This window comes from Salmonella sp. NW38, from assembly GCF_051807745.1.
GTDB classification, from domain to species: Bacteria; Pseudomonadota; Gammaproteobacteria; order Enterobacterales; family Enterobacteriaceae; genus Salmonella; species Salmonella enterica.
Genome location: NZ_JAMMTO010000007.1, coordinates 105,040 through 130,178, shown reverse-complemented (window position 1 = coordinate 130,178; position 25,139 = coordinate 105,040). Strand labels below are relative to the sequence as shown.

The following is a 25,139-nucleotide window of genomic DNA, read 5'->3' as shown; positions in this document are numbered from 1 at the left end:
GAGTTTGAGCATGTCTGAAGAAAAATTAGGTCAACAATACCTTGCGGCGCTGCACCAGGCGTTTCCGGGCGTCGTGCTGGACGAAGCCTGGCAGACCAAAGATCAGCTGACTATTACGGTGAAAGTAAACTATCTGCCGGAAGTGGTGGAGTTTCTTTACTACCAGCAGGGTGGGTGGCTGTCGGTGCTGTTCGGTAATGACGAACGCCAGTTGTGCGGCCACTATGCCGTTTATTACGTGCTGTCGATGGAGCAGGGCACGAAGTGCTGGATTACCGTCCGCGTTGAAGTGGATGCCAATAAGCTGGAATTCCCATCCGTTACGCCGCGCGTACCGGCTGCCGTGTGGGGTGAACGCGAAGTACGCGACATGTACGGTTTAATCCCGGTCGGTCTGCCGGACGAGCGCCGTCTGGTGCTGCCGGACGACTGGCCGGATGAACTCTATCCGCTGCGTAAAGACAGCATGGATTATCGTCAGCGCCCGGCGCCGACCACCGATGCGGAAACCTACGAGTTCATTAACGAGCTGGGTGACAAGAAAAATAACGTGGTGCCGATTGGCCCGCTGCATGTTACTTCCGATGAACCGGGCCACTTCCGTCTGTTCGTCGATGGCGAAAACATTATCGACGCCGACTACCGCCTGTTCTACGTCCACCGTGGTATGGAAAAACTGGCGGAAACCCGCATGGGTTATAACGAAGTCACCTTCCTGTCGGATCGCGTGTGTGGTATCTGCGGCTTCGCCCACAGCACCGCCTACACCACTTCCGTGGAAAACGCGATGGGCATTCAGGTGCCGGAACGTGCGCAGATGATCCGCGCCATTCTGCTGGAAGTGGAACGCCTGCACTCGCATCTGCTCAACCTTGGCCTGGCCTGTCACTTCACCGGCTTTGACTCCGGCTTTATGCAGTTCTTCCGCGTGCGTGAAACCTCCATGAAGATGGCGGAGATACTGACCGGGGCGCGCAAAACTTACGGACTGAACCTGATCGGCGGGATTCGCCGCGATCTGCTGAAAGAAGACATGATCCAGACCCGTCAACTGGCGCAGCAGATGCGTCGTGACGTGCAGGAGCTGGTGGACATGCTGCTGAGCACGCCGAATATGGAACAGCGTACCGTGGGTATCGGCCGTCTGGACCCGGAAATTGCCCGCGACTTCAGTAATGTCGGCCCGATGGTGCGCGCCAGCGGCCACGCCCGCGACACCCGCGCCGACCACCCGTTTGTCGGCTACGGTCTACTGCCGATGGAAGTACATAGCGAGCAGGGCTGCGATGTGATTTCTCGTCTGAAAGTCCGTATCAACGAAGTTTACACCTCGCTGAATATGATCGATTTCGGTCTGGATAATCTGCCGGGCGGCCCGCTGATGGTGGAAGGCTTTACCTATATTCCGCACCGTTTTGCGCTCGGCTTTGCTGAAGCGCCGCGTGGCGATGATATCCACTGGAGCATGACCGGCGACAACCAGAAGCTGTACCGCTGGCGCTGTCGTGCGGCGACCTACGCCAACTGGCCGACGCTGCGCTATATGCTGCGCGGCAACACCGTCTCCGATGCGCCGCTGATTATCGGCAGCCTCGACCCTTGCTACTCCTGTACCGACCGGATGACCGTGGTCGATGTGCGTAAGAAGAAGAGCAAAGTCGTGCCGTACAAAGAACTTGAGCGCTACAGCATTGAGCGTAAAAACTCGCCGCTGAAATAAGGAATCGCCATGTTTACCTTTATCAAAAAAGTTATCAAAACCGGCACGGCGACCTCGTCTTATCCGCTGGAGCCGATTGCGGTTGATAAAAACTTCCGCGGCAAGCCGGAACATAATCCGCAGCAGTGCATCGGCTGCGCCGCCTGCGTTAATGCCTGCCCGTCGAACGCGCTGACGGTGGAAACCGATCTTGCGACCAATGAGCTGGCGTGGCAGTTCAATCTTGGCCGCTGCATCTTCTGCGGTCGCTGCGAAGAAGTTTGCCCGACGGCGGCGATCAAACTGTCGCAAGAGTACGAACTGGCAGTGTGGAAGAAAGAAGATTTCCTGCAACAGTCCCGCTTCGCGCTGTGCAACTGCCGCGTGTGCAATCGTCCTTTCGCCGTACAGAAAGAGATTGACTACGCCATTGCGCTGCTTGCGCACAACGGCGACAGCCGCGCGGAAAACCACCGCGAAAGCTTTGAGACCTGCCCGGACTGTAAGCGTCAGAAATGCCTGGTGCCGTCCGACCGTATTGAACTGACTCGCCATATGAAAGAGGTCAGCTAATGAGCAATTTATTAGGCCCGCGTGACGCCAACGGCATTCCGGTACCGATGACGGTGGATGAATCCATCGCCAGCATGAAGGCGTCTCTACTGAAAAATATTAAGCGTTCGGCATACGTTTACCGCGTGGATTGCGGCGGCTGTAATGGCTGTGAAATCGAAATCTTTGCGACGCTTTCGCCGCTGTTTGATGCCGAGCGTTTCGGCATCAAAGTGGTACCGTCGCCGCGTCATGCCGATATTCTGCTGTTTACCGGCGCGGTGACCCGCGCCATGCGCTCTCCGGCGCTGCGCGCCTGGCAGTCGGCGCCGGACCCGAAAATCTGTATCTCTTACGGCGCCTGCGGCAACAGCGGCGGCATCTTCCACGATCTCTACTGCGTCTGGGGCGGTACCGACAAAATCGTCCCGGTGGATGTGTATATTCCAGGCTGCCCGCCAACGCCTGCGGCGACGCTGTATGGCTTTGCGATGGCGCTTGGCCTGCTGGAGCAGAAAATCCACGCCCGCGCGCCGGGTGAGCTGGACGATCAGCCCGCAGAGATCCTGCATCCGGATATGGTGCAGCCGCTGCGCGTGAAGGTGGATCGCGCGGCGCGCCGGCTGGCGGGTTATCGCTATGGTCGTCAGATCGCCGATGATTACCTGACACAGTTGGGGCAGGGCGAGCAGCAAGTGGCGCGTTGGCTGGAAGCGGAAAACGATCCGCGTTTAACCGAAATTGTCACCCATCTCAATCATGTTGTTGAAGAGGCGCGTATCCGATGAGCGAACAGGTGGTGTTCAGTCAACTGAGCCGTAAGTTTATTGATGAGAACGATGCGACGCCTGCCGAGGCGCAGCAGGTTGTCTATTACAGCCTGGCGATTGGTCACCACCTGGGGGTTATCGATTGTCTGGAGGCCGCGCTCACCTGCCCATGGGATGAGTATCTGGCGTGGATCGCCACCCTGGAAGCCGGTAGCGATGCCCGGCGTAAAATGGAAGGCGTGCCGAAGTATGGCGAGATCGTCATCGATTTCAACCATGTGCAAATGCTGGCGCGCGCGTTTGATGAGGCGCGCGCCGCGCAGACCCCGCAGCAGCAAGAATGGAGCAAACTGATGCTCAGTATGCTGCATGACATTCATCAGGAAAGCGCCATCTACCTGATGGTGAGGAGGCTTCGTGACTGACGTTTTACTCTGTGTCGGCAACAGCATGATGGGCGACGACGGCGCAGGCCCGTTACTGGCGGAAATGTGCGCGGCGCAGCCGAAGGGCAACTGGGTTGTCATCGATGGCGGCAGCGCGCCGGAAAACGACATTGTGGCGATTCGCGAACTGCGCCCGCAGCGTCTGTTGATTGTCGACGCCACCGATATGGGACTTAATCCGGGCGAGATCCGCATTATCGATCCGGATGATATCGCCGAAATGTTTATGATGACCACCCACAATATGCCGCTCAACTACCTTATCGATCAGCTGAAAGAGGATGTCGGCGAGGTGATTTTTGTTGGTATCCAGCCGGATATCGTCGGGTTTTATTATCCGATGACTCAACCGATTAAGGACGCGGTAAACATCGTCTATCAGCGCCTGGAAGGCTGGCAGGGAAACGGCGGATTTGCCGCGCTGGAAGCGCCGGAGGCGTAAAATGCGCACATATTTAGGGAGAATTTGTGTTACACGGCAAAGGTTGTAAGAAGGACGTGAAGATTATCGTATGGAGCGGACTGCTATTTCTCTGCCTCGCCGCACGCGCACTGGCCACCGGTGTTGTCGGTTACCTGCCGATGAGCGACGGTGAATATGCGCAAAAGCGTGCGCTGAAGCCGCTGTTCACCCTGCCTTATTCTGTATCGCCCGACCAGACCTGGCATTTTCGCCAGGTCGGAGTCAGTGGCGTGACGCTACTGCCGGAGCCGAAAAAAGATAACGAATGGCGGATTAGCGGAAAAGACAGAGCCGGTAATTCGTGGGTTGTCCCGGTGGGAAGGCTGATTAATTTGGCGGGTAATGCGCAATTTTATCGCGCTGACCTCGATCGTAACGGCATTCAGGACCTGGTTATCTGGTTGGGCAATCCTGGGTTGGGCCTGGCGCCGAGCGCGCAATACATCATTTTCACCTTTCTCAAGAATGGCCGCCCCTGCGTCTTTGAACCGTGGGGGTTTTATACCGCCAGCGATACTGGCGTCGATGATTTGCTTGATTTACAGGGCAATGGGCGTACGCAACTGTTGGATATGCAGTTTGACTCAGGCTACTGGATAACCAATTTATATCAGGTGAAGGACGCCCGCTGGCAGCGCGTACACGGCTGGTTTGGCCGGTTGAGTTATCCGGCGCTGACCCGTTTTAATCACTATCCTGGCCGTAAATTAATTATCAAACCTATTGTCGGAAGGAATCCGCAAACGGACGATCTTTCCCTTACGCAGCGCTGTTTAATACGCGGTAACGTATTGCCAGGCGTTAATCAGGATTGATGCCAGTTGCGGTGCAGAGTTGGCTGGCTATCACTGTAAATCTTGACCACCACTGGCGACATTACGTGTCATCGACACTTGTGACGATGACACGTAAATGCTCACGAAAATAGAAATAATATTCTTAAATAACAATGAAATAAAAATTGGCACGATTCGTGTATATATCGGCACATCATCTGTTATTGCTGGAGAATTTGATGAACCGTTTCATCATTGCAGACGCGAGTAAGTGCATTGGTTGCCGTACCTGTGAAGTGGCTTGCGTCGTATCCCATCAGGAAAATCAGGATTGCGCATCGCTGACCCCTGAAACCTTTTTACCTCGTATCCATGTCATCAAAGGCGTGAACGTTTCCACGGCAACGCTGTGTCGCCAGTGTGAAGACGCGCCGTGCGCCAACGTTTGCCCGAATGGCGCCATCAGCCGTGACAAAGGCTTTGTTCATGTGATGCAGGAACGCTGCATTGGCTGTAAAACTTGCGTAGTGGCATGTCCTTACGGCGCCATGGACGTGGTGGTACGTCCGGTGGTTCGCAATAGCGGCGCGGGGCTGAACGTGCGTGCCGAAAAAGCCGAAGCCAACAAGTGCGATCTGTGTCACCACCGTGAAGCCGGTCCTGCCTGTATGGCCGCTTGCCCAACGCACGCCCTCATCTGCGTGGACCGCAATAAGCTCGAACAGCTAAGCGCGGAAAAACGCCGTCGTGCGGCGCTGGATTCAACGGCATCGCTGCTTTTCTGATTTCTGCGATTGCGCGTAGAATACGCCACAAAGCATTGCCGGATGGCGGCATCAATGCCTTCTCCGGTCTACGGTCCGTGCGGTTGTAGGCCTGATAAGCGTCGCGCCATCAGGCATCCGGGTTCGATGATGGCGGGAAAATAAGATGGCGATAGACACACCTTCCGGCGTACAGCTACGCATTCGGGGCAAAGTACAGGGCGTCGGTTTTCGTCCTTTTGTCTGGCAGCTGGCGCAGCAGTTGCGATTACACGGCGACGTGTGTAATGACGGCGACGGCGTCGTCGTTCGGCTGCTGGAAGAGCCGTCGCAATTTATTGCCGCGCTCTATCAGGATTGCCCGCCGCTGGCGCGCATTGACAGCGTTGAACACGCGTCGTTGATATGGGAGCGCGCACCGACGGATTTCGCTATTCGTCAGAGCGCAGGCGGTTCGATGAACACGCAAATCGTGCCGGATGCGGCGACCTGCCCGGCATGTCTTGCCGAGATGAATACCCCTGGCGAGCGGCGCTACCGTTATCCTTTCATCAATTGCACCCACTGCGGACCACGCTTCACCATTATTCGCGCTATGCCCTATGACCGGCCATTTACGGTGATGGCGGCGTTTCCCTTGTGTCCGGAATGCGACAGCGAATACCGCGATCCGTACGATCGCCGTTTTCATGCCCAGCCCGTTGCCTGTCCGTCATGCGGGCCGCATCTTGAGTGGCGGAGCCAACATGAACGAGCGGAAAAAGAGGCGGCTTTGCAGGCGGCGGTCGCCCAACTGAACGCCGGGGGCATTATTGCCGTTAAAGGGCTGGGTGGTTTTCATCTGGCCTGCGATGCGCGCAACGATAACGCAGTGGCGATGCTGCGGGCGCGTAAACATCGCCCGGCGAAACCATTGGCGGTGATGTTGCCCACGGCGCAAACGCTGCCGAGCGCGGCGCGTTCGCTGCTGACCACGCCAGCGGCCCCGATTGTGCTGGTGGATAAGCAGTATGTACCTGCGCTGGGTGAGGGCATCGCGCCAGGGCTTACGGAGGTGGGCGTGATGCTGCCAGCCAACCCGTTGCAACATCTCTTGTTGCAGGCGCTCAATTACCCGCTGGTGATGACATCCGGCAACCTGAGCGGCAAACCGCCCGCCATCACCAACGAACAGGCGCTGGACGATTTACACGATATTGCCGATGGTTTTTTGTTGCACAATCGCGACATTGTTCAGCGCATGGACGACTCTGTCGTGCGCGACAGCGGCGAAATGCTGCGTCGTTCGCGGGGATACGTGCCGGACGCGATTGCGTTGCCGCCCGGATTTCGCGATGTGCCGCCGATACTTTGTCTGGGCGCGGATCTGAAAAACACGTTCTGTCTGGTACGCGGCGAACAGGCGGTTGTCAGCCAACATTTGGGCGATCTCAGCGATGACGGTATCCAGGCGCAGTGGCGCGAGGCATTGCGTTTGATCCAGTCAATCTACGATTTTACGCCAGAGCGTATCGTCTGTGACGCGCATCCGGGCTATGTTTCCAGTCAGTGGGCCAGTGAGATGCGTCTGCCGACAGAGACGGTGTTACACCATCATGCCCATGCGGCGGCTTGCCTGGCCGAGCATGGTTGGCCGCTGGACGGCGGAGAGGTGATTGCCCTGACGGTAGACGGTATCGGCATGGGTGAGAATGGCGCGCTATGGGGCGGAGAATGTCTGCGGGTCAATTATCGCGAATGCGAACATTTAGGTGGTTTACCCGCCGTGGCGCTGCCGGGAGGCGATCTGGCTGCCAAACAGCCGTGGCGTAATCTGTTAGCGCAGTGCCTGCGCTTTGTGCCGGACTGGCAGGATTACCCGGAGACAGCGGGGCTGCAACAGCAAAACTGGAGTGTCCTGGCGCGCGCCATTGAGCGCGGCGTCAATGCCCCATTGGCGTCTTCCTGCGGGCGGTTGTTTGACGCGGTGGCTGCCGCGCTTCGCTGCGCGCCAGCATCGCTTAGCTATGAGGGCGAGGCCGCCTGCGCGCTGGAGGCGCTGGCCTCTCAATGCGCTAACGTTGAGCATCCGGTAACGATGCCGCTTAACGGCGCTCAACTGGACGTCGCTGTTTTCTGGCGGCAATGGTTGAACTGGCAGGCCACGCCCGCGCAACGCGCCTGGGCTTTTCATGATGCGCTGGCGTGCGGGTTTGCCACGCTAATGCGCCAGCAGGCTACGGCGCGGGGGATAACCACTCTGGTCTTCAGCGGCGGGGTGATACACAACCGCTTACTTCGCGCGCGTCTTGCCTTTTATCTTTCTGATTTTAAATTGTTATTTCCGCAGCGGTTACCGGCGGGCGACGGCGGACTGTCGTTTGGACAGGGCGTGATTGCCGCAGCGCGAGCATTAAGGGAAGTGTAGGGCACCGGATGGCGGCTGCGCCTTATTCGGCCTGTAAATAGATGCTCACTCGTGGGCCGGATAAGACGCGAAGCGGCGCCATCCGGCATCACAGGCTTATACGGACAACGTTTTCAGTAGTGCAAAGGCCTCTTTCATGCGGTCTTCACTCACCACAAAGGCGCGTAGTTGGCCTTCTCCGCTCATGCCTTTGGCAATCATACCGTCAGATTCTGCGGTAATCTGCCAGCTTAAATCACGGCGCTGAGTTTCTCCCGCCAGATGCAGCGGCAGTTCCGGCGTTTTGACTTTGACCAGCATCGCCGGTAGCTTCAGCGGCACGTTGCCGCCAGACAGATTTTTCGCCAGGTACATCGCGCTTAGCTGGATCGGTTGCAGGAAGGGCAGCACCTGACCGTTGATTTCCGCGCAATCGCCGATCGCATAAATATCCGGGTGACTGGTCTGTAGATAGCTATCCACGCAGACGCCGCGGTTGACGACTACCCCGGCGCGGCGCGCCAGAGCGGTTTCCGGGCGTAAGCCGGTGGCGGCAATCACCGCATCGACCTCAATACTACGCTGGCTTACCAGCGTAGCGCGGATACCGGCTTCGGTTTTCTCCAGTTTTTGCAACTGCGATTTCAGCAGCAGATGCACCCCCATATCGGTCAGGTGATGCTGTAAGCGACTGCTCACTTCCGGTGGCATCAGTGAGGCGAGAAGGCTGGCGGCGTTATCCATCAGAGTTACCGTTTTCCCGGCGCGGCAGAAATCCATCGCTAATTCACTGCCAATGAGACCGCCGCCGACAATCAGCACTCGCTGCGCGTCGCGCAGTTGTGTCTCACAGGCGCGGTACTCCTGCTGGCTATTCAAAGTAAGCATTAACTCACGTCCTGCAATCGGCGGCACAAAGGCTGTCGCCCCGGTCGCCAGTACCAGCTTGTCGTACTGCCACTGCTTATCCTGACTTTTCACCACATGGGCATCGGCATCAATGTCAGCAACCCAGGTATGCGGGAACAGTCGCAGATTAAACTGTTCAGCAAATTCCCCCGCTAACTGGCGGGTGAGATCATCGGCGCGCTGCGACTGGCTGATAACGTGGCTGAGATCGGGCTTGTTGTACTCATCCATACTGTCCGCCGCAATCAGGGTTAACGGCACATGCGCATCTTGTTTACGGATATTTTTGACGAGCTGGCGGGCGGCGAAGCCCGACCCAATAATGATGATCCCCCGACTCATTTTGCCTCCGTCGCCAGTACGTCGAACACGTCTTTACCTAATGAACATTCCGGGCACAGGAAGTTATCCGGCACGTCGCTCCACGGCGTACCCGGCGCGACATCCTGCAACGGCTCGCCCTGCGCAGGGTCGTAAATCCACTGGCATACGCTGCATTGCATTTTAGGGCCGAGGTCTGCGGCGGCGCAGGTTGTGATTTCTTCGGCTGGCGCGGTTTTCTGTGTGGTTTCCGGCAGCGGAGCAAGCGCCCACTGACGCGCGATGTCGCGACCGTGCTGACGGCACAACTCCAGCGCATCCAGATCCGGACGCCATTTTGCTTTCAGACTCAGGGACATTTCAAAACCGGCATCCTGTAAGCGCGTGGACAGTCGATCCACCGCGCCGCCGCTCCAGCCATGAGAACCGAAGGCGCTGGCGCGTTTGTTGCGAAAGCGCAGGCCGGTCATCTCTTCCACCAGACCAGCGATTTTCGGCATCATCACGTTGTTCATGGTAGAAGTGCCGACCAGCACGCCTTTCGAACGGAAGACATTGGTCAGTATTTCATTTTTATCGCTGCGGGCGACGTTAAAGATTTTGACCGCCACGTTCGGGTCCACTTCATTGATACCCTGTGCGATGGCATCCGCCATCATGCGAGTATTGTTCGACATGGTATCGTAGAAAATAGTGATACGATCTTCCTGATAATCTGCCGCCCATTTCAGATACAGTTCCACGATTTGCGTTGGGTTGTCGCGCCATACCACGCCGTGTGAGGTGGCAATCATATCCACCGGCAGGTTGAAGCCGAGGATTTCGGTAATTTTTGGCGTTACCAGACGGCTGAACGGCGTCAGGATATTGGCGTAGTAGCGCTGGCATTGTTCAAACAGTTCGGTTTGGTCCACTTCATCATTGAACAGGCGCTCGTCGCAATAGTGCTGACCAAAGGCGTCGTTGCTGAATAACACCGCGTCGCCGGTCATATAGGTCATCATGCTGTCCGGCCAGTGCAGCATCGGCGTTTCCACGAAGATCAACTGCTTGTCGTTGCCGATATCCAGCGTATCGCCGGTTTTCACCACCTTAAAATTCCATTCCGGGTGATGGTGATGGCCGTTGATAGAGTCAATGGCGTTGGCGGTACAGTAGATAGGCGTGTCCGGGATCTGCGCCATCAGTTCGGTCAGCGCGCCTGCATGGTCTTCTTCGGCATGGTTAATGATGATGTAGTCGATATCCGCGAGGTCGATTTCACTGCGCAAGTTTTGCACAAACTCACGGCTAAACTTATGATCGACGGTATCGATCAGCACATTCTTTTCTTCACGAATGAGATAGCTGTTATAGCTGCTGCCTCGCAGCGTTTTGTATTCAGTGCCGTGAAAATCACGAACTTCCCAGTCGCGCTGGCCAACCCAATGAATATTATTTTTAACCAGGATAGACATAACCACCTCAATTCATTCAACGTTTGCAAAAAGTTGTTTTGCTTATTGCAGGTAGTGTGCCAACTTTACATCTTATTGATTTATATGAATTTATAATAAGTTTGTATTTTTGATATAGTCAAAAAGACTATAAATGATGCTGTCAATATGACACTATAGGTTGTCAAAATGACAATGAGGTAACCATGAGTTTTTCCGTGGAGGTATTGGCGGGCATCGCCATTGAGTTACAACGCGGCATTGGGCATCAGGATCGTTTTCAGCGGTTGATTACTACGCTGCGTCAGGTGCTGGCGTGCGACGCCTCGGCGCTGCTGCGCTATGAATCACGACAATTTATTCCACTGGCGATTGATGGCCTGGCGCAGGACGTCCTCGGCAGACGTTTTACCCTGGAAGGGCATCCGCGCCTGGAAGCCATCGCCCGCGCGGGGGACGTGGTGCGTTTTCCGGCTGATAGCGATTTGCCCGATCCGTATGACGGGTTAATTCCCGGACAGGAAAGCCTGAAAGTCCACGCCTGTGTTGGTCTGCCGCTGTTTGCCGGACAGAACCTCATCGGTGCGCTGACCCTTGATGCTATGACGCCGGAGCAGTTCGAGGTATTTAGCGATGAAGAACTACGGCTTGTCGCCGCGCTGGCCGCCGGGGCATTGAGTAATGCGCTGTTAATTGAACAACTGGAAAGCCAGAACATGCTGCCGGGGTCGTCAGGCGTGTTTGAACCGATAAAAGAGACGCACATGATCGGCCTGTCGCCTGCGATGACGCAGTTGAAAAAAGAGATCGAGATTGTGGCGGGCTCCGATCTTAACGTGCTGATCGGCGGTGAAACGGGGACCGGTAAAGAGCTGGTGGCGAAAGCTATTCACCAGGGCTCCCCCAGAGCGGTCAATCCGCTGGTCTATCTCAACTGCGCCGCGCTGCCGGAAAGCGTGGCGGAGAGCGAGTTGTTTGGTCATGTAAAAGGGGCTTTTACCGGGGCTATCAGTAATCGTAGCGGTAAGTTCGAAATGGCAGATAACGGTACGCTGTTTCTGGATGAGATTGGCGAACTGTCGCTGGCGCTACAGGCCAAGCTGCTTCGCGTGTTGCAGTATGGCGATATTCAGCGCGTCGGCGACGATCGTAGCCTGCGCGTGGATGTGCGGGTGTTGGCGGCGACCAACCGTGACCTGCGTGAAGAGGTGCTGGCGGGACGTTTTCGCGCCGATCTGTTCCATCGCCTGAGCGTTTTCCCGCTCTTTGTGCCGCCGCTGCGCGAGCGCGGCGATGATGTGGTGCTGTTGGCGGGCTATTTTTGCGAGCAGTGCCGACTGCGGCTGGGGCTGTCCCGCGTGGTGCTGAGTCCCGGCGCGCGCCGCCATTTGCTCAACTATGGCTGGCCGGGCAACGTCCGGGAACTGGAACATGCCATTCACCGTGCGGTTGTACTGGCGAGAGCGACCCGGGCAGGGGATGAGGTGATACTGGAGGCGCAGCATTTTGCCTTGTCAGAGGACGTTTTACCCGCGCCGCCTGCGGAAAGCTTTCTGGCGCTGCCGACTTGCCGCAATTTGCGCGAATCGACGGAGAACTTTCAGCGAGAGATGATTCGCCAGGCGCTGGCGCAAAATAATCATAACTGGGCGGCCAGCGCGCGGGCACTGGAAACCGACGTCGCCAACCTGCATCGGCTGGCGAAGCGTCTGGGACTGAAGGATTAGATAATCCCCGCCTGGTAGAAATCCTGTAGGTTAATGGCGCCGGTGAGTTTGCCGTTTTCATCGACCACCGGCGCGGCGGTAATTTTGCGTTTCATCAGGAGCTCTTTGGCGTCAATAGCGCGGCTTTGCGCCTGGAGCGTAATACCGTTGGGCGTCATGGCTTCGCTTACCGGCGTGGTGAGCGCGCCGCCGCCCACCAGCCAGCGACGCAGGTCGCCGTCGGTAAAGACGCCTTTCACAACATGTTGCTCATCGCAAACTGCCACCAGCCCCAGTCCGGTACGGCTAAGTTCCAGCATGGCATCCATTACGCTGGTGGCGAGCATCACCTGCGGTATTGCATCGCCCTGGCGCATCAGGTGATGCACATTATTGAGCAAACGCGCGCCCAGTGCGCCAGCCGGATGCGAACGGGCGAAATCTTCTTCGTTAAAACCGCGCGCCTGCATGACTGCCATCGCCAGCGCATCGCCCATCATCAGCGTATTGACGGTACTGGACGTCGGTGCCAGATGCATCGGGCAGGCTTCACGCTCGACGGAAATATCCAGAACGGCTTTTGCCGCTCGCCCCAGCGGAGAGTGAGGTTTACCGGTCATCGCCAGCAGCGCGACGGATTTATCTTCCAGACGCGGGATGATGAGGTCGAGTTCTTTTGCGCCGCCGGAATAGGAGATAAATAACATCACGTCGCGGCTTTCAATCATCCCCAGATCGCCATGCAGTGCTTCCGCCGGATGAACAAAAAAAGCGGGAGTACCGGTACTGGCAAGCGTCGCGGCGATTTTTTTACCAATATGACCTGATTTACCAATACCGGAAACGATCACTTTGCCTTCACAGTGAATAATGATATTGGCGGCGCGGACAAAATCATCGCCCAGACGCTCCGGCAGACGGCTGGCTTCCTGTAGCTCCAGCATTAAGGTCTGACGGCCCGCGTTTAGTAGTGCATCACTCATTGCTTTCTCCGGTTATGATTACTTCAATCCCTTTTGCTTCCAGCGCCTGACGAAATGCCGGATCGATACCCGCGTCCGTGATCAGTTTGTCGACGGTTTCCAGACTGCACACCACATTGGGGCTTTTACGACCAAATTTTGAGGAGTCCGCCATCAGAATCACCTCGCGTGCTGCATTGCACATTGCGTTACTGACGGTGTAAACCTCATTGAACGTGGTCACACCGACGTTCAGGTCAATACCGTCAGTTCCCATGAAAAGTTTATCAAAGCTGAATTGCTCAAAGGCGTTTTCCGCCAGTTGACCGTGAAACGACGCCGATTTTTTACGGAAGGTGCCGCCGGGCATCAGGATAGTTTGTTCGTTGTCCAGTTCCGATAGCGCGTTGACAATATGGAGGCTGTTGGTCATCACCGTGATGTTGCTAAAACGCGAAAGCAACGGCACCATCTGTAACACGGTACTTCCGGCGTCCAGAATAATGGAATCGCCATCATGGATATATTTCACAGCGGCTGCGGCTATCAGCGCTTTTTTGTGGGTGTTGATAAGCGTTTTGTGATCAATAGGCGGATCGGACTCTTCTTTATTCAACACCACGCCGCCATAGGTGCGGATGACGGTTCCGGCATTTTCCAGAATGACCAGATCTTTACGGATAGTGGTGCCTGTCGTGTCAAAGTACTGGGCCAGTTCTTCAACCGAGCATTTTCCCTGTTTTTGCAGGTGCTCCAGAATCGCGGCCTGACGCTGACGAGGTTTCATAGGCGTGATTACCCTGACTTATGTATTTACCCGTCATACTTCACGCTGCATGTGCGTTGGCTTTCCTCGCTCACCCCGGTCACGTACTGATGTACGCTCCTGGGATTCGCTGCGTCGCCGCCTTCCTGCAACTCGAATTATTTAGGGTATTGGTTGCAAAATGATAATTTCGCAAGCTATACGCATTCACAACGAAATTACCCATGTTTCAGTTTAAGCGCCAATGATAGTGCATTCTGCGCGAGCGAATCATGGGGAAAGATCACATCAGGCTGTAATTCATGCAAATGTTTTCCTTGCATTGCGGCAATTTTAACCGGTCTGGCGAATACCGTAAGGCCTTTCATCAATAAAGTGTCCGTCACCCGCTGCTGTTCGTCCAGCGCCACAGCAACCACCACCCGGGGCTTAAAACGCCCGCCGGAGCGCCCGACGCCGACCCGCCCCTGTTGGCTAAGTTTATCGAAAGCCCGATTAAAGCGGGAAATCTGCCAGCCGCCCAGCGCCAGTTGCGCGCACCAGGCGATAACGGCGACGGTAATCAGAGTGGAAACCATAATGTGCTCCTGTTGTTTTGCCTGATGGCGGCGTAACCGTCTTATCCGGCCTACGGCGCCATCCGGCAATTCACGGTCAGAACATCACTTGACCGCCGGTTACGTTGATCGACTGCCCGGTGCAATAAGACGCTTTCGGGCTGGCATAAAATAACAGCATGTTCAGCACATCCTGATAATCACACCCGCGTTTGAGTGGTACCTTATCAATGTAATACTGTTCCACCTCGTCGGGCTTAATGCCCAGTTTAGTGGCGTATTGCGGCAGCAGTGACTGGAACATTGGCGATTTCAAAAGGTTGCCGAGCATCAACGAGTGTACGGTAATGCCGTATTCCGCCAGATCCAGCGCCAGAGACTGGGTTAACCCCACGCCGCCGAATTTCGCCGCGCTGTAGCCGGAGTTGTGTTTACTGCCCACTTTGCCGGATTTAGAGTTAATCTGAATAATGCGCCCCTGAATGCCGTCGCGGATCATCAGGCGGGAAAACTCACGGGCGCAGAGGAAATAGCCCACCAGATTCACCTGTAGCGAGCGGTCAAAATCGCCCAACTGGAAATCGCTGATAAACGCCGCTTTGGCGATACCCGCGCTGTAAACCAGCAGATCGGCGCGCCCGAAAATCTCGTCTACGCCGCGGGACAGCGCCAGCACGCTCTGCTCGCTGGTAGCGTCGGCGCCAAAACCGTACGCCATACCTTCGCCAAAATCGGCGTTAATTTCCTGGGCGACATTCGCGGCTTTATCGCTTTGAATATCAACGACCGCCACGCGGTATCCTTCTTCTGCAAGCCCACGGCAAAGGAATGCCCCCAGGGTCTGGCCTCCGCCAATGACAACGGCAACTTGATTCATGTTTTTTCTCCTTAAGCGACAAACGTCAAAATACAGCCCGGCGCGATATCGTCCGGTACAGGCCCCGCAACGTGTACGGTGCCGGGAAATTCCGCTTCGCGCAGACCATCGAAGCGCAAAGTGATATGCCCCAGTTCACGCAGGTTTTGCTCGGCTACGCTGCCGACCGCCGTGACCGGATAGCAATGTTGGCCCAATTCACACCGCGCGCCAGGCTGCAGCGCGCCGGTCAGTTCGCCATGACAATGGATGAAGCAAAATTCTTCGATATCCGCCGGCGCGCCTTCCCGAAACGTAATCAGCATCTGTTCGCCGAGCGCCTCCTTCGCGCTCTGGCCGATACGGGTGATGGTGGTTTGATAAATCACGCTCATGTCTGAACCTCTTATTGATAGATAAAGCCGGAAACAAACCAGGCGATAAGTACCGTGGGCGCGCCAGTCAGGAAGCGTCCGACCAGCACGGAAGGTACGCCGACGCGAACGGTGTCTTGTTTCGCTTCTGCCAGCGACAGGCCGACCGGGATAAAGTCGCAGGCCGCCTGCGCGTTAATCGCGAACAGGGCAGGAAGCGCCAGATGCGGGGGGATATTGCCCAGGCCTATCTGAACGCCAATCAGGACGCCAATGACCTGAGCGATAACCGCGCCAGGGCCGAGAAAGGGCGACAGCAGTGGGAAAGAGCAGATCAATGCCAGCGTCACCAGCCCCAGTGGATGGCTGGCTAATGGCGCCAGACCGTGGGCGATCCAGTCGCCAAGACCTGAGGCCATAATGATGCCGATCAGCGCCGAAACGAACGCCATAAACGGCAGGATTGTTTTCAGGACCGTATCAATGGTGTCGCGACCGGACTGGAACAGTACCGCCACGGCGGAGCCCATTCCCATACCAACTTTTGCCAGCAGCCCGTCGCTCTGCTCGGTGATTTTTTTGCTGGTGTCGTAGTCACGTCCTAATGTCGTTTTGGCAGGCTGGGGACTGTCAGGCGTTTCGCCGACAAGAGTAATGTTTTCTTCTTTTACGCCGGAGACATAAATATCCTCAACAATATACTGCGCCAGTGGGCCGGACTTACCCGTCGAGTGAATATTAATGGTTGGAATCCGGCGTTTCGGATAGATACCGCAGCGCAGCGTACCGCCGCAGTCGATAATGGCCGCGCCGATTTCCGCTTCCGGCGGTTCGCCTTCTTTAAAGCCGTCCACCGCTTGCCAGCCTGTTAGTTGCGCCAGTTTGTCGACGATCGCCGGGCGCGTACCGGCTGTGATATAGACGATCTTTTTGCCTGGCGTAACGTCCAGTTCAAGTGGGCCGCCCCAGCCGCCGGCGCCTTTCTCAATACGAACCCGTGTCATGATACCGCTCCTGTCAGATGAACTTTCTGCTCAAGTTGAATCCCCATTTTTTTCTCAAAAATAGCGGTGGTGAGATCGGTGACCCAACCGCGGAAGAAGTTCGTCACCAGACCTACCAGCAGATAGCTCACCGCGAGCGGGCCGAGAGGAAGCCCTAACGTGGTGAGTCCGCTGGCGATACCCAGATAAACAAACAGTTCGCCGGGATTGATATGCGGAAACAGACCGTTCATGGAGTGACAGCTATAGGAGGCCGCCGCGTAATAGCTCGGCTTGTACTTCTCCGGCATAAAGCGTCCCAGACTCAGGGTCATCGGATTACAAAAAACAAATGTCCCGATACACGGTAAAAGCAGGTAACGAGATAGCGGATTTCCGGCGCAACGTTGGGCAAAACGCTCAATACGCTGCTGGCCGATAAAATTGATGAGCGCATTCATGATAACCAGCAGGCTTATCAGTAGCGGAAGAATACCTGTCACCATACCGGTAAACACCTCTCCGCCTTTCTGGAATAACCCGATGAACCACTCCGCACCATGTGTAATGGTTTCGATCATTGTTCTCTCCTGTAGGGTTTTTAGTTTTCTTGCTAATTTCCTGTTCATTTTAATCATGTTGAAAGATTCAAAAGTGTTATTGTGATCGCAAAATAAAAGAAAAATATTTTAAGTTGAAAGTTTGTGGGGTGGGGGAGCAGATACAAACTGAAAAGAGGAGAAAGGTGATTTTATTCTCTTGTGCCGCTTCCTTGTGCGGCGGGGGATGCTTTACCATACTTCTCCCTGGCTGAATTTGTTTAATGGATGTCTCATGTTCAAGCGTCGTTATGTAGCGTTACTTCCACTTTGCGTATTGCTTGCTGCCTGTAGCAGCAAGCCAAAATCTTCCGAGACTCAAGCGACGACGGGCACGCCTTCCGGCGGCTTCCTGCTTGAGCCGCAGCATAACGTCATGCAAATGGGCGGCGACTTCGCCAACAACCCTAATGCGCAGCAGTTCATTGATAAAATGGTCAGTAAACACGGTTTCGACCGTCAGCAGCTGCAGGAGATCCTCTCGCAGTCTAAAAGACTGGATTACGTCCTGCGTCTGATGGACAGACAAGCGCCGACCACTCAGCCGCCCGCTGGACCAAATGGCGCCTGGTTGCGCTACCGCAAACAATTTATTACGCCGGATAACGTGCAAAACGGCGTCGCGTTCTGGAATCAGTATGAAGACGCGCTGAACCGCGCCTGGCAGGTATACGGCGTACCGCCGGAAATCATCGTGGGGATTATCGGTGTGGAAACCCGCTGGGGACGTATCATGGGGAAAACGCGGATTCTGGACGCGCTGGCGACGCTGTCATTTAACTATCCGCGTCGGGCGGAATATTTCTCCGGCGAGCTGGAAACCTTCCTGCTCATGGCGCGCGATGAGCAAGACGATCCGCTCAATCTGAAAGGTTCCTTTGCGGGCGCGATGGGCTACGGCCAGTTTATGCCATCTTCCTATAAAGAATATGCGGTCGATTTCAATGGCGACAATCACATCAACCTTTGGGACCCGGTTGATGCCATCGGCAGCGTGGCGAACTACTTCAAGGCGCATGGTTGGGTGAAAGGCGATACGGTTGCGGTGCCGGCGAATGGTCAGGCGCCTGGGCTGGCGAATGGTTTCAAAACAAAATATAGCCTCTCTCAGCTTGCTGCCGCAGGCTTAACGCCGCAGCAATCGTTGGGCAATCATCAGGAAGCCAGCCTGCTGCGTCTGGATATCGGTACGGGCTACCAGTACTGGTACGGCTTGCCGAACTTCTACACCATTACCCGATATAACCACAGCACGCATTATGCGATGGCGGTTTGGCAGCTGGGCCAGGCGGTAGCGCTGGCGCGGGTGCGCTAATTTACGCTTAGGGAGGGGAGCACCCCCTCCGCTATTATTATGGCTTTTGGGGCTGATTCTCTGCCTGCAAGTGGGATATCTTCTTTGATAGTGCCAGACTATATCCCAGACATCCCAGGCCTAAGATAATTTGACCGCCATCATACGTTTCAAAATAGCCTGACGACAATATATTCAGTACTCCCATTCCTAATGAACATACTCCACCCACAATTAACCACAGCCGTAGTTGACAGGTTTGTTTCAGTTTGTGCTGTGTGCTTTCCGTTTTTTTGAGTGACATCCTTGCTTTCTCTCCGTGCGTGTAAATTTAGCAACATGGTACTGCTATTTAGTCATGTGCTACCTCTTTCATTCTGCATAAATAACCTGCTGGCATTTTTTCGGAATCCGACTCGTAAAATCGACTGCTCGTCCCCATCTCTGGTGAGAAAGTGCTATCTTGTGCGGCAGGATTTCTAACTGACAGAGGTCATGATGACTGACAGTGAACTGATGCGGCTTAGCGAGCAGGTCGGGCTGGCGTTAAAAGCGCGCAGGGCGACCGTAACGACGGCAGAGTCCTGTACCGGCGGCTGGCTGGCGAAAGCCATTACCGACATCGCCGGAAGCTCCGCCTGGTTTGAACGCGGCTTTGTCACCTATAGTAATGAAGCCAAAGCGCAGATGATTGGCGTGCGTGAAGAGACTCTGGCGCAGCATGGCGCGGTCAGCGAACCCGTAGTGGTCGAAATGGTGATCGGGGCGTTGAAGGCCGCTCGCGCCGATTTTGCTGTCGCTATTAGCGGAATTGCCGGGCCGGATGGCGGCAGTGAAGAAAAGCCGGTTGGTACGGTGTGGTTTGCTTTCGCCAGCGTCAGCGGAGAAGGGATTACGCGTCGGGAATGCTTCAGCGGCGACCGTGAATCGGTGCGTCGACAGGCGACGACGTACGCGCTACAAACCCTGTGGCAACAATTTCTACAAAACACTTGATACTGTATGAGCATACAGTATAATTGCTTCAACAGTACGAATTCACTATCCGGTTCAATACCAAGTTGCATGACAGGAGTAATAATGGCTATCGACGAAAACAAACAGAAAGCGTTGGCGGCAGCACTGGGCCAAATTGAAAAGCAATTTGGTAAAGGCTCCATCATGCGTCTGGGTGAAGACCGTTCTATGGATGTGGAAACTATCTCCACCGGTTCGCTTTCACTGGACATCGCACTCGGTGCGGGCGGTCTGCCGATGGGGCGTATCGTCGAAATTTACGGGCCGGAATCTTCCGGTAAAACGACCCTGACGCTGCAGGTGATTGCCGCTGCGCAGCGTGAAGGTAAAACCTGTGCGTTTATCGATGCGGAACACGCGCTTGACCCTGTTTACGCACGCAAGCTGGGCGTCGATATCGATAACCTGCTTTGTTCTCAGCCGGATACCGGCGAGCAGGCGCTGGAAATCTGTGACGCGCTGGCGCGTTCAGGCGCGGTGGACGTCATTGTGGTCGATTCCGTAGCGGCGCTAACGCCGAAAGCGGAAATCGAAGGCGAAATCGGCGACTCTCACATGGGCCTCGCGGCGCGTATGATGAGCCAGGCGATGCGTAAGCTGGCGGGGAACCTGAAACAGTCCAACACGCTGTTGATTTTCATCAACCAGATCCGTATGAAGATTGGCGTGATGTTCGGCAACCCGGAAACCACCACCGGCGGTAACGCGCTGAAATTCTACGCTTCTGTTCGTCTTGATATCCGTCGTATTGGCGCGGTGAAAGAGGGCGATAATGTCGTGGGTAGCGAAACGCGTGTGAAAGTGGTGAAAAACAAAATCGCCGCGCCGTTTAAGCAGGCCGAGTTCCAGATCCTCTACGGCGAAGGCATCAACTTCTATGGCGAACTGGTTGATCTGGGCGTGAAAGAGAAGCTGATCGAGAAAGCGGGCGCATGGTACAGCTACAACGGCGAGAAGATTGGCCAGGGCAAAGCGAACGCGACTACCTGGCTGAAAGAGAACCCGGCGACAGCGAAAGAGATCGAGAAAAGGGTTCGTGAATTACTGTTGAGTAATCAGAATGCCACGCCCGATTTCGCCGTTGACGATAGCGAAGGCGTTGCAGAAACCAACGAAGATTTTTAATCATCAGGTGATGGTGGGTCGGACAAAACGAAGCCGCCATTCAGCAAAACGTTAAATTACCATCAAGGGCTGCATTTATGCGGCCCTTTTGGCATTTCTCCCTGTTAAGGTTTTTTATGAGTGAACCCACATCGCGCCGTCCCGCTTATGCTCGTCTCCTTGATCGTGCGGTACGTATTCTTGCTGTCCGCGATCACAGCGAGCAGGAATTACGGCGTAAACTCTCCGCGCCGGTGATGGGCAAAAATGGGCCGGAAGAGATTGATGCGACGGCAGACGATTATGAACGCGTGATCGCCTGGTGCCACGAACATCACTATCTTGATGACGAGCGCTTCGTGATGCGCTTTATCGCCAGTCGTAGCCGCAAAGGCTATGGCCCGGCGCGTATTCGCCAGGAGTTGAATCAGAAAGGCATTTCCCGTGAATCGACTGAAAAAGCAATGCGAGAATGTGAAATTGACTGGAGTGAAATGGCACGTGAACAGGCCATTCGCAAATATGGCGAGCCGCTCCCTTCAAACTTTTCAGAAAAGGTTAAGGTACAGCGCTTTTTGCTCTATCGCGGGTATCTGATGGACGATATCCAGCAAATATGGCGAAATTTTGCAGATTGAGCGCATACGGGATTTTACTTCCCGGTAAAGAAAACTTATCTTATTCCCACTTTTTCCGTCTGGACGCGGGTTGCTTAACGGCGAACAGCGTCTGCGACGAATATTCCTTAAATACACAAAATCATTCAAGCCGCATCAAAGCGGCAAGTGAGCCTCGGGAACGCGTGACCGGGAAACTCGCAGCCAACGCAGAGGCGGCCTGAAGGATGAAGTGTAGCTTGATTTCAGGATAATTATGAGCAAGAGCACCGCTGAGATCCGTCAGGCGTTTCTCGACTTTTTCCATAGTAAAGGGCATCAGGTAGTTGCCAGCAGTTCCCTGGTGCCTAACAATGACCCCACTCTGTTGTTTACCAATGCCGGGATGAACCAGTTCAAGGATGTTTTCCTTGGGCTCGATAAACGTAATTATTCCCGTGCAACCACTTCCCAGCGTTGCGTACGCGCGGGGGGTAAACACAACGATCTGGAAAACGTCGGATACACTGCACGTCACCATACTTTCTTCGAAATGCTGGGCAACTTCAGCTTCGGCGATTACTTCAAACACGACGCCATTCAGTTCGCATGGGAATTACTGACCGGTGAAAACTGGTTTGCTCTGCCAAAAGAGCGTTTATGGGTCACCGTCTATGAAACCGACGACGAAGCCTATGAGATCTGGGAAAAAGAAGTCGGCATCCCGCGCGAGCGTATCATCCGTATCGGCGACAATAAAGGCGCGCCATACGCATCGGATAACTTCTGGCAGATGGGCGACACCGGTCCCTGCGGTCCGTGCACCGAAATCTTCTACGATCATGGCGACCACATCTGGGGCGGCCCTCCGGGAAGCCCGGAAGAAGACGGCGATCGCTATATTGAGATCTGGAACATCGTCTTTATGCAGTTCAACCGTCAGGCTGACGGGACGATGGAACCATTGCCGAAACCGTCTGTAGATACCGGTATGGGGCTGGAGCGTATTGCCGCGGTACTGCAACACGTTAACTCTAACTATGACATCGACCTGTTCCGCACGTTGATTGAAGCGGTAGCGAAAGTCACCGGTGCCACCGATCTGGGTAATAAATCGCTGCGCGTTATCGCCGACCACATCCGTTCCTGCGCATTCCTGGTTGCCGATGGCGTGCTGCCGTCGAATGAAAACCGTGGCTATGTGCTGCGTCGCATTATTCGTCGCGCGGTGCGTCACGGCAACATGCTGGGCGCGAAAGAGACCTTCTTCTACAAGCTGGTTGGGCCGCTGATTGAGGTAATGGGCTCCGCAGGCGAAGAGTTGAAACGTCAGCAGGCGCAGGTCGAGCAGGTTCTGAAAACGGAAGAAGAGCAGTTCGCCCGTACGCTGGAGCGCGGTCTGGCGCTGCTGGATGAAGAACTGGCGAAATTGCAGGGTGATACCCTGGACGGCGAAACCGCTTTCCGTCTGTATGATACTTATGGTTTCCCGGTCGATTTAACGGCGGACGTCTGCCGTGAGCGCAATATCAAAGTCGACGAAGCCGGTTTTGAAGCCGCCATGGAAGAGCAACGCCGTCGCGCGCGCGAAGCTAGCGGTTTTGGCGCGGACTACAACGCGATGATCCGCGTTGATAGCGCTTCTGAATTTAAAGGTTATGACCATCTGGAACTGAACGGCAAAGTGACTGCGCTGTTTGTCGATGGTAAAGCGGTTGAAGCGATTAACGCGGGACAGGAAGCGGTTGTCGTGCTGGATCAGACCCCATTCTATGCGGAATCAGGCGGTCAGGTTGGCGATAAAGGCGAGCTGAAAGGCGCTGGATTTACTTTCGCTGTGGACGACACGCAAAAATATGGTCAGGCGATTGGTCATATCGGCAAATTGTCTGCGGGCGCTCTGAAAGTGGGCGATGCGGTACAGGCTGACGTAGATGAAGCGCGCCGCGCACGTATCCGTCTGAACCACTCCGCCACGCACCTGATGCACGCGGCGTTGCGCCAGGTGCTTGGGACACACGTTGCACAGAAAGGTTCGCTGGTTAGCGATAAAGTGCTGCGCTTCGACTTCTCGCACAATGAAGCGATGAAGCCGTCGGAGATTCGTCAGGTTGAAGATTTGGTGAATGCGCAAATTCGCCGCAACCTGCCGATTGAAACGAACATCATGGATCTCGACGCGGCGAAGGCGAAAGGCGCCATGGCGCTGTTTGGCGAGAAATATGACGAACGTGTACGCGTTCTGAGCATGGGCGATTTCTCTACCGAACTGTGCGGCGGTACTCACGCCAGTCGTACCGGTGATATCGGTCTATTCCGTATTATCTCTGAGTCCGGCACCGCAGCGGGCATTCGTCGTATTGAGGCGGTAACCGGTGAAGGCGCTATGGCCACCGTTCATGCGCAAAGCGATCGCTTAAACGATATTGCGCATCTGCTGAAGGGCGACAGCCAGAATCTGGGCGACAAAGTGCGTGCCGTGCTGGAACGTACACGTCAGCTGGAAAAAGAGTTGCAGCAGTTGAAGGACCAGGCCGCAGCGCAGGAGAGTGCAAATCTTTCCAGTAAAGCGGTCGATCTCAACGGCGTGAAGCTCCTGGTCAGCGAGCTTGCTGGTATTGAGCCGAAAATGCTGCGAACCATGGTTGATGATCTGAAAAATCAACTGGGGTCTACCGTTATCGTACTGGCAACGGTTGTTGAAGGTAAGGTTTCTCTGATTGCGGGCGTGTCGAAGGATGTGACCGACCGGGTTAAAGCAGGGGAATTGATTGGTATGGTCGCTCAGCAGGTAGGCGGTAAGGGTGGCGGTCGTCCGGACATGGCGCAAGCCGGTGGTACGGATGCGGCAGCTCTGCCTGCAGCGTTAGCCAGTGTACAAGGCTGGGTCAGCGCAAAATTGCAATAATTATAAGCGTTCGTTGGCGCCGCAGCCCGTGCTGCGGCGTTTACGTCAACGCTATCGACAACGATAAAGTCAGGTTGAAGTTTTGTATATCGGCTAAACTTAGGTTTAACAGAATGTAATGCCATGACTGCTTACACCTAAGGTGTTTGTCATCGCTTACTTTTTGGCGTTATATGATGGATAATGCCGGGATACAGAGAGACCCGACTCTTTTAATCTTTCAAGGAGCAAAGAATGCTGATTCTGACTCGTCGAGTTGGTGAGACCCTCATGATTGGCGATGAGGTCACCGTGACAGTTTTAGGGGTGAAGGGCAACCAGGTGCGTATTGGCGTGAACGCCCCGAAAGAAGTTTCTGTCCATCGTGAAGAGATCTACCAGCGTATCCAGGCTGAAAAATCCCAGCAGTCCAGTTACTAAGGTTTTCGCGTCTCACTTTTCGGGTGAGACGCAGCCTCTCTTCTCGCTCGCCCTCGTTGTCCCTTCATGACTTTTTTCAACCCCACTGTTGATATGGTGCGCTTTTGGCGGCCAGCGTGTCATCAAATTATCTGTTGATAAAACACTCTTTTTGGCTTTTTTACAGACTAATTGAGCGTGAAGTGTGCAAACGATAAAAGCTCTGGAAAAATTGTTTGACTTATAAGTCCCAGAAAGTAATATGTGCGCCACGCAGCGACGATGAGCAGAACAAGTTCTTCGAAGCACTCGTAAGAGGCGTGTGGTGAGGTGGCCGAGAGGCTGAAGGCGCTCCCCTGCTAAGGGAGTATGCGGTCAAAAGCTGCATCCGGGGTTCGAATCCCCGCCTCACCGCCATTTGCATCCGTAGCTCAGCTGGATAGAGTACTCGGCTACGAACCGAGCGGTCGGAGGTTCGAATCCTCCCGGATGCACC

25 protein-coding genes and 2 tRNA genes are annotated in these 25,139 nt (G+C 55.1%); 17 read left to right on the top strand and 10 right to left on the bottom strand.

The features are described from left to right. Positions 1-10 precede the first annotated feature (10 nt). The 8 genes from hycE (at position 11) to hypF (ending at position 7,877) form a co-directional block, all read left to right on the top strand. A complete protein-coding gene (gene hycE / locus NA624_RS13885) occupies positions 11-1,720 on the top strand; it encodes a formate hydrogenlyase subunit HycE (protein WP_001288155.1) in 1,710 nt (569 codons plus the stop codon). 9 nt (positions 1,721-1,729) lie between these two features. Then, the gene (hycF, locus tag NA624_RS13880) at positions 1,730-2,272 is read left to right on the top strand and encodes a formate hydrogenlyase subunit HycF (protein ID WP_000493767.1); all 543 of its coding nucleotides are present in this window, start codon (positions 1,730-1,732) and stop codon (positions 2,270-2,272) included. Next, positions 2,272-3,039, top strand: a complete 768-nt coding sequence (hycG, locus tag NA624_RS13875) for a formate hydrogenlyase subunit HycG (protein WP_000067419.1) — start codon at positions 2,272-2,274, stop codon at positions 3,037-3,039. The genes hycF and hycG overlap by 1 nt, the downstream gene beginning before the upstream one ends. Further along, positions 3,036-3,446 (top strand): formate hydrogenlyase maturation HycH family protein, encoded by a 411-nt coding sequence (locus NA624_RS13870; protein WP_000003725.1) that lies wholly within the window; start codon positions 3,036-3,038, stop codon positions 3,444-3,446. The genes hycG and NA624_RS13870 overlap by 4 nt, the downstream gene beginning before the upstream one ends. Continuing rightward, positions 3,439-3,909 carry a hydrogenase maturation peptidase HycI gene (hycI, locus tag NA624_RS13865; protein WP_000132984.1) on the top strand — a complete coding sequence of 157 codons (471 nt, stop codon included), beginning with the start codon at positions 3,439-3,441 and terminating at the stop codon, positions 3,907-3,909. The genes NA624_RS13870 and hycI overlap by 8 nt, the downstream gene beginning before the upstream one ends. Before the next feature lie 26 nt (positions 3,910-3,935). Further along, positions 3,936-4,745, top strand: a complete 810-nt coding sequence (locus tag NA624_RS13860) for a hypothetical protein (RefSeq protein WP_000902279.1) — start codon at positions 3,936-3,938, stop codon at positions 4,743-4,745. Between the two features lie 200 nt (positions 4,746-4,945). Continuing rightward, entirely contained in the window at positions 4,946-5,491 is a 546-nt protein-coding gene (gene hydN / locus NA624_RS13855) for an electron transport protein HydN (RefSeq protein WP_001078787.1), read from the top strand. A gap of 145 nt (positions 5,492-5,636) precedes the next feature. Beyond that, positions 5,637-7,877 (top strand): carbamoyltransferase HypF, encoded by a 2,241-nt coding sequence (hypF, locus tag NA624_RS13850; protein ID WP_000963424.1) that lies wholly within the window; start codon positions 5,637-5,639, stop codon positions 7,875-7,877. 96 nt (positions 7,878-7,973) lie between these two features. Here hypF and norW read toward each other — a convergent pair whose 3' ends face one another. Together norW and norV are read right to left on the bottom strand one after the other, a co-directional pair. Next, positions 7,974-9,107: an NADH:flavorubredoxin reductase NorW gene (gene norW / locus NA624_RS13845; protein ID WP_000086339.1), complete on the bottom strand. Its 1,134-nt coding sequence runs from the start codon at positions 9,105-9,107 to the stop codon at positions 7,974-7,976. Continuing rightward, entirely contained in the window at positions 9,104-10,543 is a 1,440-nt protein-coding gene (gene norV, locus NA624_RS13840) for an anaerobic nitric oxide reductase flavorubredoxin (RefSeq protein ID WP_000026000.1), read from the bottom strand. Before norV ends, norW begins: the two co-directional genes overlap by 4 nt. Before the next feature lie 185 nt (positions 10,544-10,728). On the opposite strand from norV, the gene norR reads away from it, so the two are divergent. Then, a complete protein-coding gene (norR, locus tag NA624_RS13835) occupies positions 10,729-12,249 on the top strand; it encodes a nitric oxide reductase transcriptional regulator NorR (protein WP_000010814.1) in 1,521 nt (506 codons plus the stop codon). On the opposite strand, the gene gutQ is transcribed toward norR, so the two are convergent. The 7 genes from gutQ to srlA form a co-directional block, all read right to left on the bottom strand. Further along, entirely contained in the window at positions 12,246-13,211 is a 966-nt protein-coding gene (gene gutQ, locus NA624_RS13830) for an arabinose-5-phosphate isomerase GutQ (protein ID WP_001278206.1), read from the bottom strand. The two genes, norR and gutQ, sit on opposite strands and share 4 nt — an antisense overlap. After that, a complete protein-coding gene (gene srlR, locus NA624_RS13825) occupies positions 13,204-13,977 on the bottom strand; it encodes a glucitol operon DNA-binding transcriptional repressor SrlR (RefSeq protein ID WP_000804536.1) in 774 nt (257 codons plus the stop codon). Before srlR ends, gutQ begins: the two co-directional genes overlap by 8 nt. Before the next feature lie 197 nt (positions 13,978-14,174). Beyond that, positions 14,175-14,534, bottom strand: coding sequence for a transcriptional regulator GutM (gutM, locus tag NA624_RS13820; protein ID WP_000255198.1), 360 nt, complete (start codon positions 14,532-14,534; stop codon positions 14,175-14,177). Between the two features lie 76 nt (positions 14,535-14,610). Further along, positions 14,611-15,390: a sorbitol-6-phosphate dehydrogenase gene (gene srlD, locus NA624_RS13815; protein WP_001077368.1), complete on the bottom strand. Its 780-nt coding sequence runs from the start codon at positions 15,388-15,390 to the stop codon at positions 14,611-14,613. An 11-nt stretch (positions 15,391-15,401) separates the two neighbouring features. Then, entirely contained in the window at positions 15,402-15,764 is a 363-nt protein-coding gene (gene srlB / locus NA624_RS13810; protein WP_000111553.1) for a PTS glucitol/sorbitol transporter subunit IIA, read from the bottom strand. Positions 15,765-15,775: 11 nt separating this feature from the next. Further along, a complete protein-coding gene (srlE, locus tag NA624_RS13805) occupies positions 15,776-16,747 on the bottom strand; it encodes a PTS glucitol/sorbitol transporter subunit IIB (protein ID WP_000199042.1) in 972 nt (323 codons plus the stop codon). After that, a complete protein-coding gene (gene srlA, locus NA624_RS13800; protein WP_000573333.1) occupies positions 16,744-17,307 on the bottom strand; it encodes a PTS glucitol/sorbitol transporter subunit IIC in 564 nt (187 codons plus the stop codon). The genes srlE and srlA overlap by 4 nt, the downstream gene beginning before the upstream one ends. A 253-nt stretch (positions 17,308-17,560) precedes the next feature. Here srlA and mltB point away from each other — a divergent pair, with 253 nt between their 5' ends. Further along, positions 17,561-18,640, top strand: a complete 1,080-nt coding sequence (mltB, locus tag NA624_RS13795) for a lytic murein transglycosylase B (RefSeq protein ID WP_000476811.1) — start codon at positions 17,561-17,563, stop codon at positions 18,638-18,640. A gap of 37 nt (positions 18,641-18,677) precedes the next feature. Here the strand turns inward: mltB and NA624_RS13790 are convergent, their stop codons facing one another. Further along, entirely contained in the window at positions 18,678-18,923 is a 246-nt protein-coding gene (locus NA624_RS13790; protein ID WP_024134441.1) for a hypothetical protein, read from the bottom strand. 194 nt (positions 18,924-19,117) lie between these two features. Here NA624_RS13790 and pncC point away from each other — a divergent pair, with 194 nt between their 5' ends. The 7 genes from pncC to NA624_RS13755 all read left to right on the top strand — a co-directional run bounded on the left by pncC (position 19,118) and on the right by NA624_RS13755 (position 25,137). Further along, positions 19,118-19,615, top strand: a complete 498-nt coding sequence (pncC, locus tag NA624_RS13785; protein WP_000132241.1) for a nicotinamide-nucleotide amidase — start codon at positions 19,118-19,120, stop codon at positions 19,613-19,615. Positions 19,616-19,699: 84 nt separating this feature from the next. Next, on the top strand, positions 19,700-20,761 hold the full coding sequence (gene recA / locus NA624_RS13780) for a recombinase RecA (RefSeq protein ID WP_000963150.1): 1,062 nt from the start codon (positions 19,700-19,702) through the stop codon (positions 20,759-20,761). 116 nt (positions 20,762-20,877) lie between these two features. Further along, positions 20,878-21,378 carry a recombination regulator RecX gene (recX, locus tag NA624_RS13775; RefSeq protein ID WP_001294862.1) on the top strand — a complete coding sequence of 167 codons (501 nt, stop codon included), beginning with the start codon at positions 20,878-20,880 and terminating at the stop codon, positions 21,376-21,378. 235 nt (positions 21,379-21,613) lie between these two features. Continuing rightward, a complete protein-coding gene (gene alaS / locus NA624_RS13770) occupies positions 21,614-24,244 on the top strand; it encodes an alanine--tRNA ligase (RefSeq protein WP_000047220.1) in 2,631 nt (876 codons plus the stop codon). Between the two features lie 234 nt (positions 24,245-24,478). Then, positions 24,479-24,664 carry a carbon storage regulator CsrA gene (gene csrA / locus NA624_RS13765; protein WP_000906486.1) on the top strand — a complete coding sequence of 62 codons (186 nt, stop codon included), beginning with the start codon at positions 24,479-24,481 and terminating at the stop codon, positions 24,662-24,664. 303 nt (positions 24,665-24,967) lie between these two features. After that, positions 24,968-25,060, top strand: a tRNA-Ser gene (locus NA624_RS13760). Between the two features lie 3 nt (positions 25,061-25,063). Beyond that, positions 25,064-25,137: transfer RNA gene (locus NA624_RS13755), tRNA-Arg, on the top strand. The last annotated feature ends 2 nt before the right edge of the window (positions 25,138-25,139 follow it).

Coding starts and splice junctions, on each gene's coding strand:
- hycE (WP_001288155.1), top strand. CDS start 11: ATGTCTGAAGAAAAATTAGGTCAACAATACCTTGCGGCGCTGCACCAG.
- hycF (WP_000493767.1), top strand. CDS start 1,730: ATGTTTACCTTTATCAAAAAAGTTATCAAAACCGGCACGGCGACCTCG.
- hycG (WP_000067419.1), top strand. CDS start 2,272: ATGAGCAATTTATTAGGCCCGCGTGACGCCAACGGCATTCCGGTACCG.
- NA624_RS13870 (WP_000003725.1), top strand. CDS start 3,036: ATGAGCGAACAGGTGGTGTTCAGTCAACTGAGCCGTAAGTTTATTGAT.
- hydN (WP_001078787.1), top strand. CDS start 4,946: ATGAACCGTTTCATCATTGCAGACGCGAGTAAGTGCATTGGTTGCCGT.
- hypF (WP_000963424.1), top strand. CDS start 5,637: ATGGCGATAGACACACCTTCCGGCGTACAGCTACGCATTCGGGGCAAA.
- norW (WP_000086339.1), bottom strand. CDS start 9,107: ATGAGTCGGGGGATCATCATTATTGGGTCGGGCTTCGCCGCCCGCCAG.
- norV (WP_000026000.1), bottom strand. CDS start 10,543: ATGTCTATCCTGGTTAAAAATAATATTCATTGGGTTGGCCAGCGCGAC.
- norR (WP_000010814.1), top strand. CDS start 10,729: ATGAGTTTTTCCGTGGAGGTATTGGCGGGCATCGCCATTGAGTTACAA.
- gutQ (WP_001278206.1), bottom strand. CDS start 13,211: ATGAGTGATGCACTACTAAACGCGGGCCGTCAGACCTTAATGCTGGAG.
- srlR (WP_000804536.1), bottom strand. CDS start 13,977: ATGAAACCTCGTCAGCGTCAGGCCGCGATTCTGGAGCACCTGCAAAAA.
- gutM (WP_000255198.1), bottom strand. CDS start 14,534: ATGGTTTCCACTCTGATTACCGTCGCCGTTATCGCCTGGTGCGCGCAA.
- srlD (WP_001077368.1), bottom strand. CDS start 15,390: ATGAATCAAGTTGCCGTTGTCATTGGCGGAGGCCAGACCCTGGGGGCA.
- srlB (WP_000111553.1), bottom strand. CDS start 15,764: ATGAGCGTGATTTATCAAACCACCATCACCCGTATCGGCCAGAGCGCG.
- srlE (WP_000199042.1), bottom strand. CDS start 16,747: ATGACACGGGTTCGTATTGAGAAAGGCGCCGGCGGCTGGGGCGGCCCA.
- srlA (WP_000573333.1), bottom strand. CDS start 17,307: ATGATCGAAACCATTACACATGGTGCGGAGTGGTTCATCGGGTTATTC.
- mltB (WP_000476811.1), top strand. CDS start 17,561: ATGTTCAAGCGTCGTTATGTAGCGTTACTTCCACTTTGCGTATTGCTT.
- NA624_RS13790 (WP_024134441.1), bottom strand. CDS start 18,923: ATGTCACTCAAAAAAACGGAAAGCACACAGCACAAACTGAAACAAACC.
- pncC (WP_000132241.1), top strand. CDS start 19,118: ATGACTGACAGTGAACTGATGCGGCTTAGCGAGCAGGTCGGGCTGGCG.
- recA (WP_000963150.1), top strand. CDS start 19,700: ATGGCTATCGACGAAAACAAACAGAAAGCGTTGGCGGCAGCACTGGGC.
- recX (WP_001294862.1), top strand. CDS start 20,878: ATGAGTGAACCCACATCGCGCCGTCCCGCTTATGCTCGTCTCCTTGAT.
- alaS (WP_000047220.1), top strand. CDS start 21,614: ATGAGCAAGAGCACCGCTGAGATCCGTCAGGCGTTTCTCGACTTTTTC.
- csrA (WP_000906486.1), top strand. CDS start 24,479: ATGCTGATTCTGACTCGTCGAGTTGGTGAGACCCTCATGATTGGCGAT.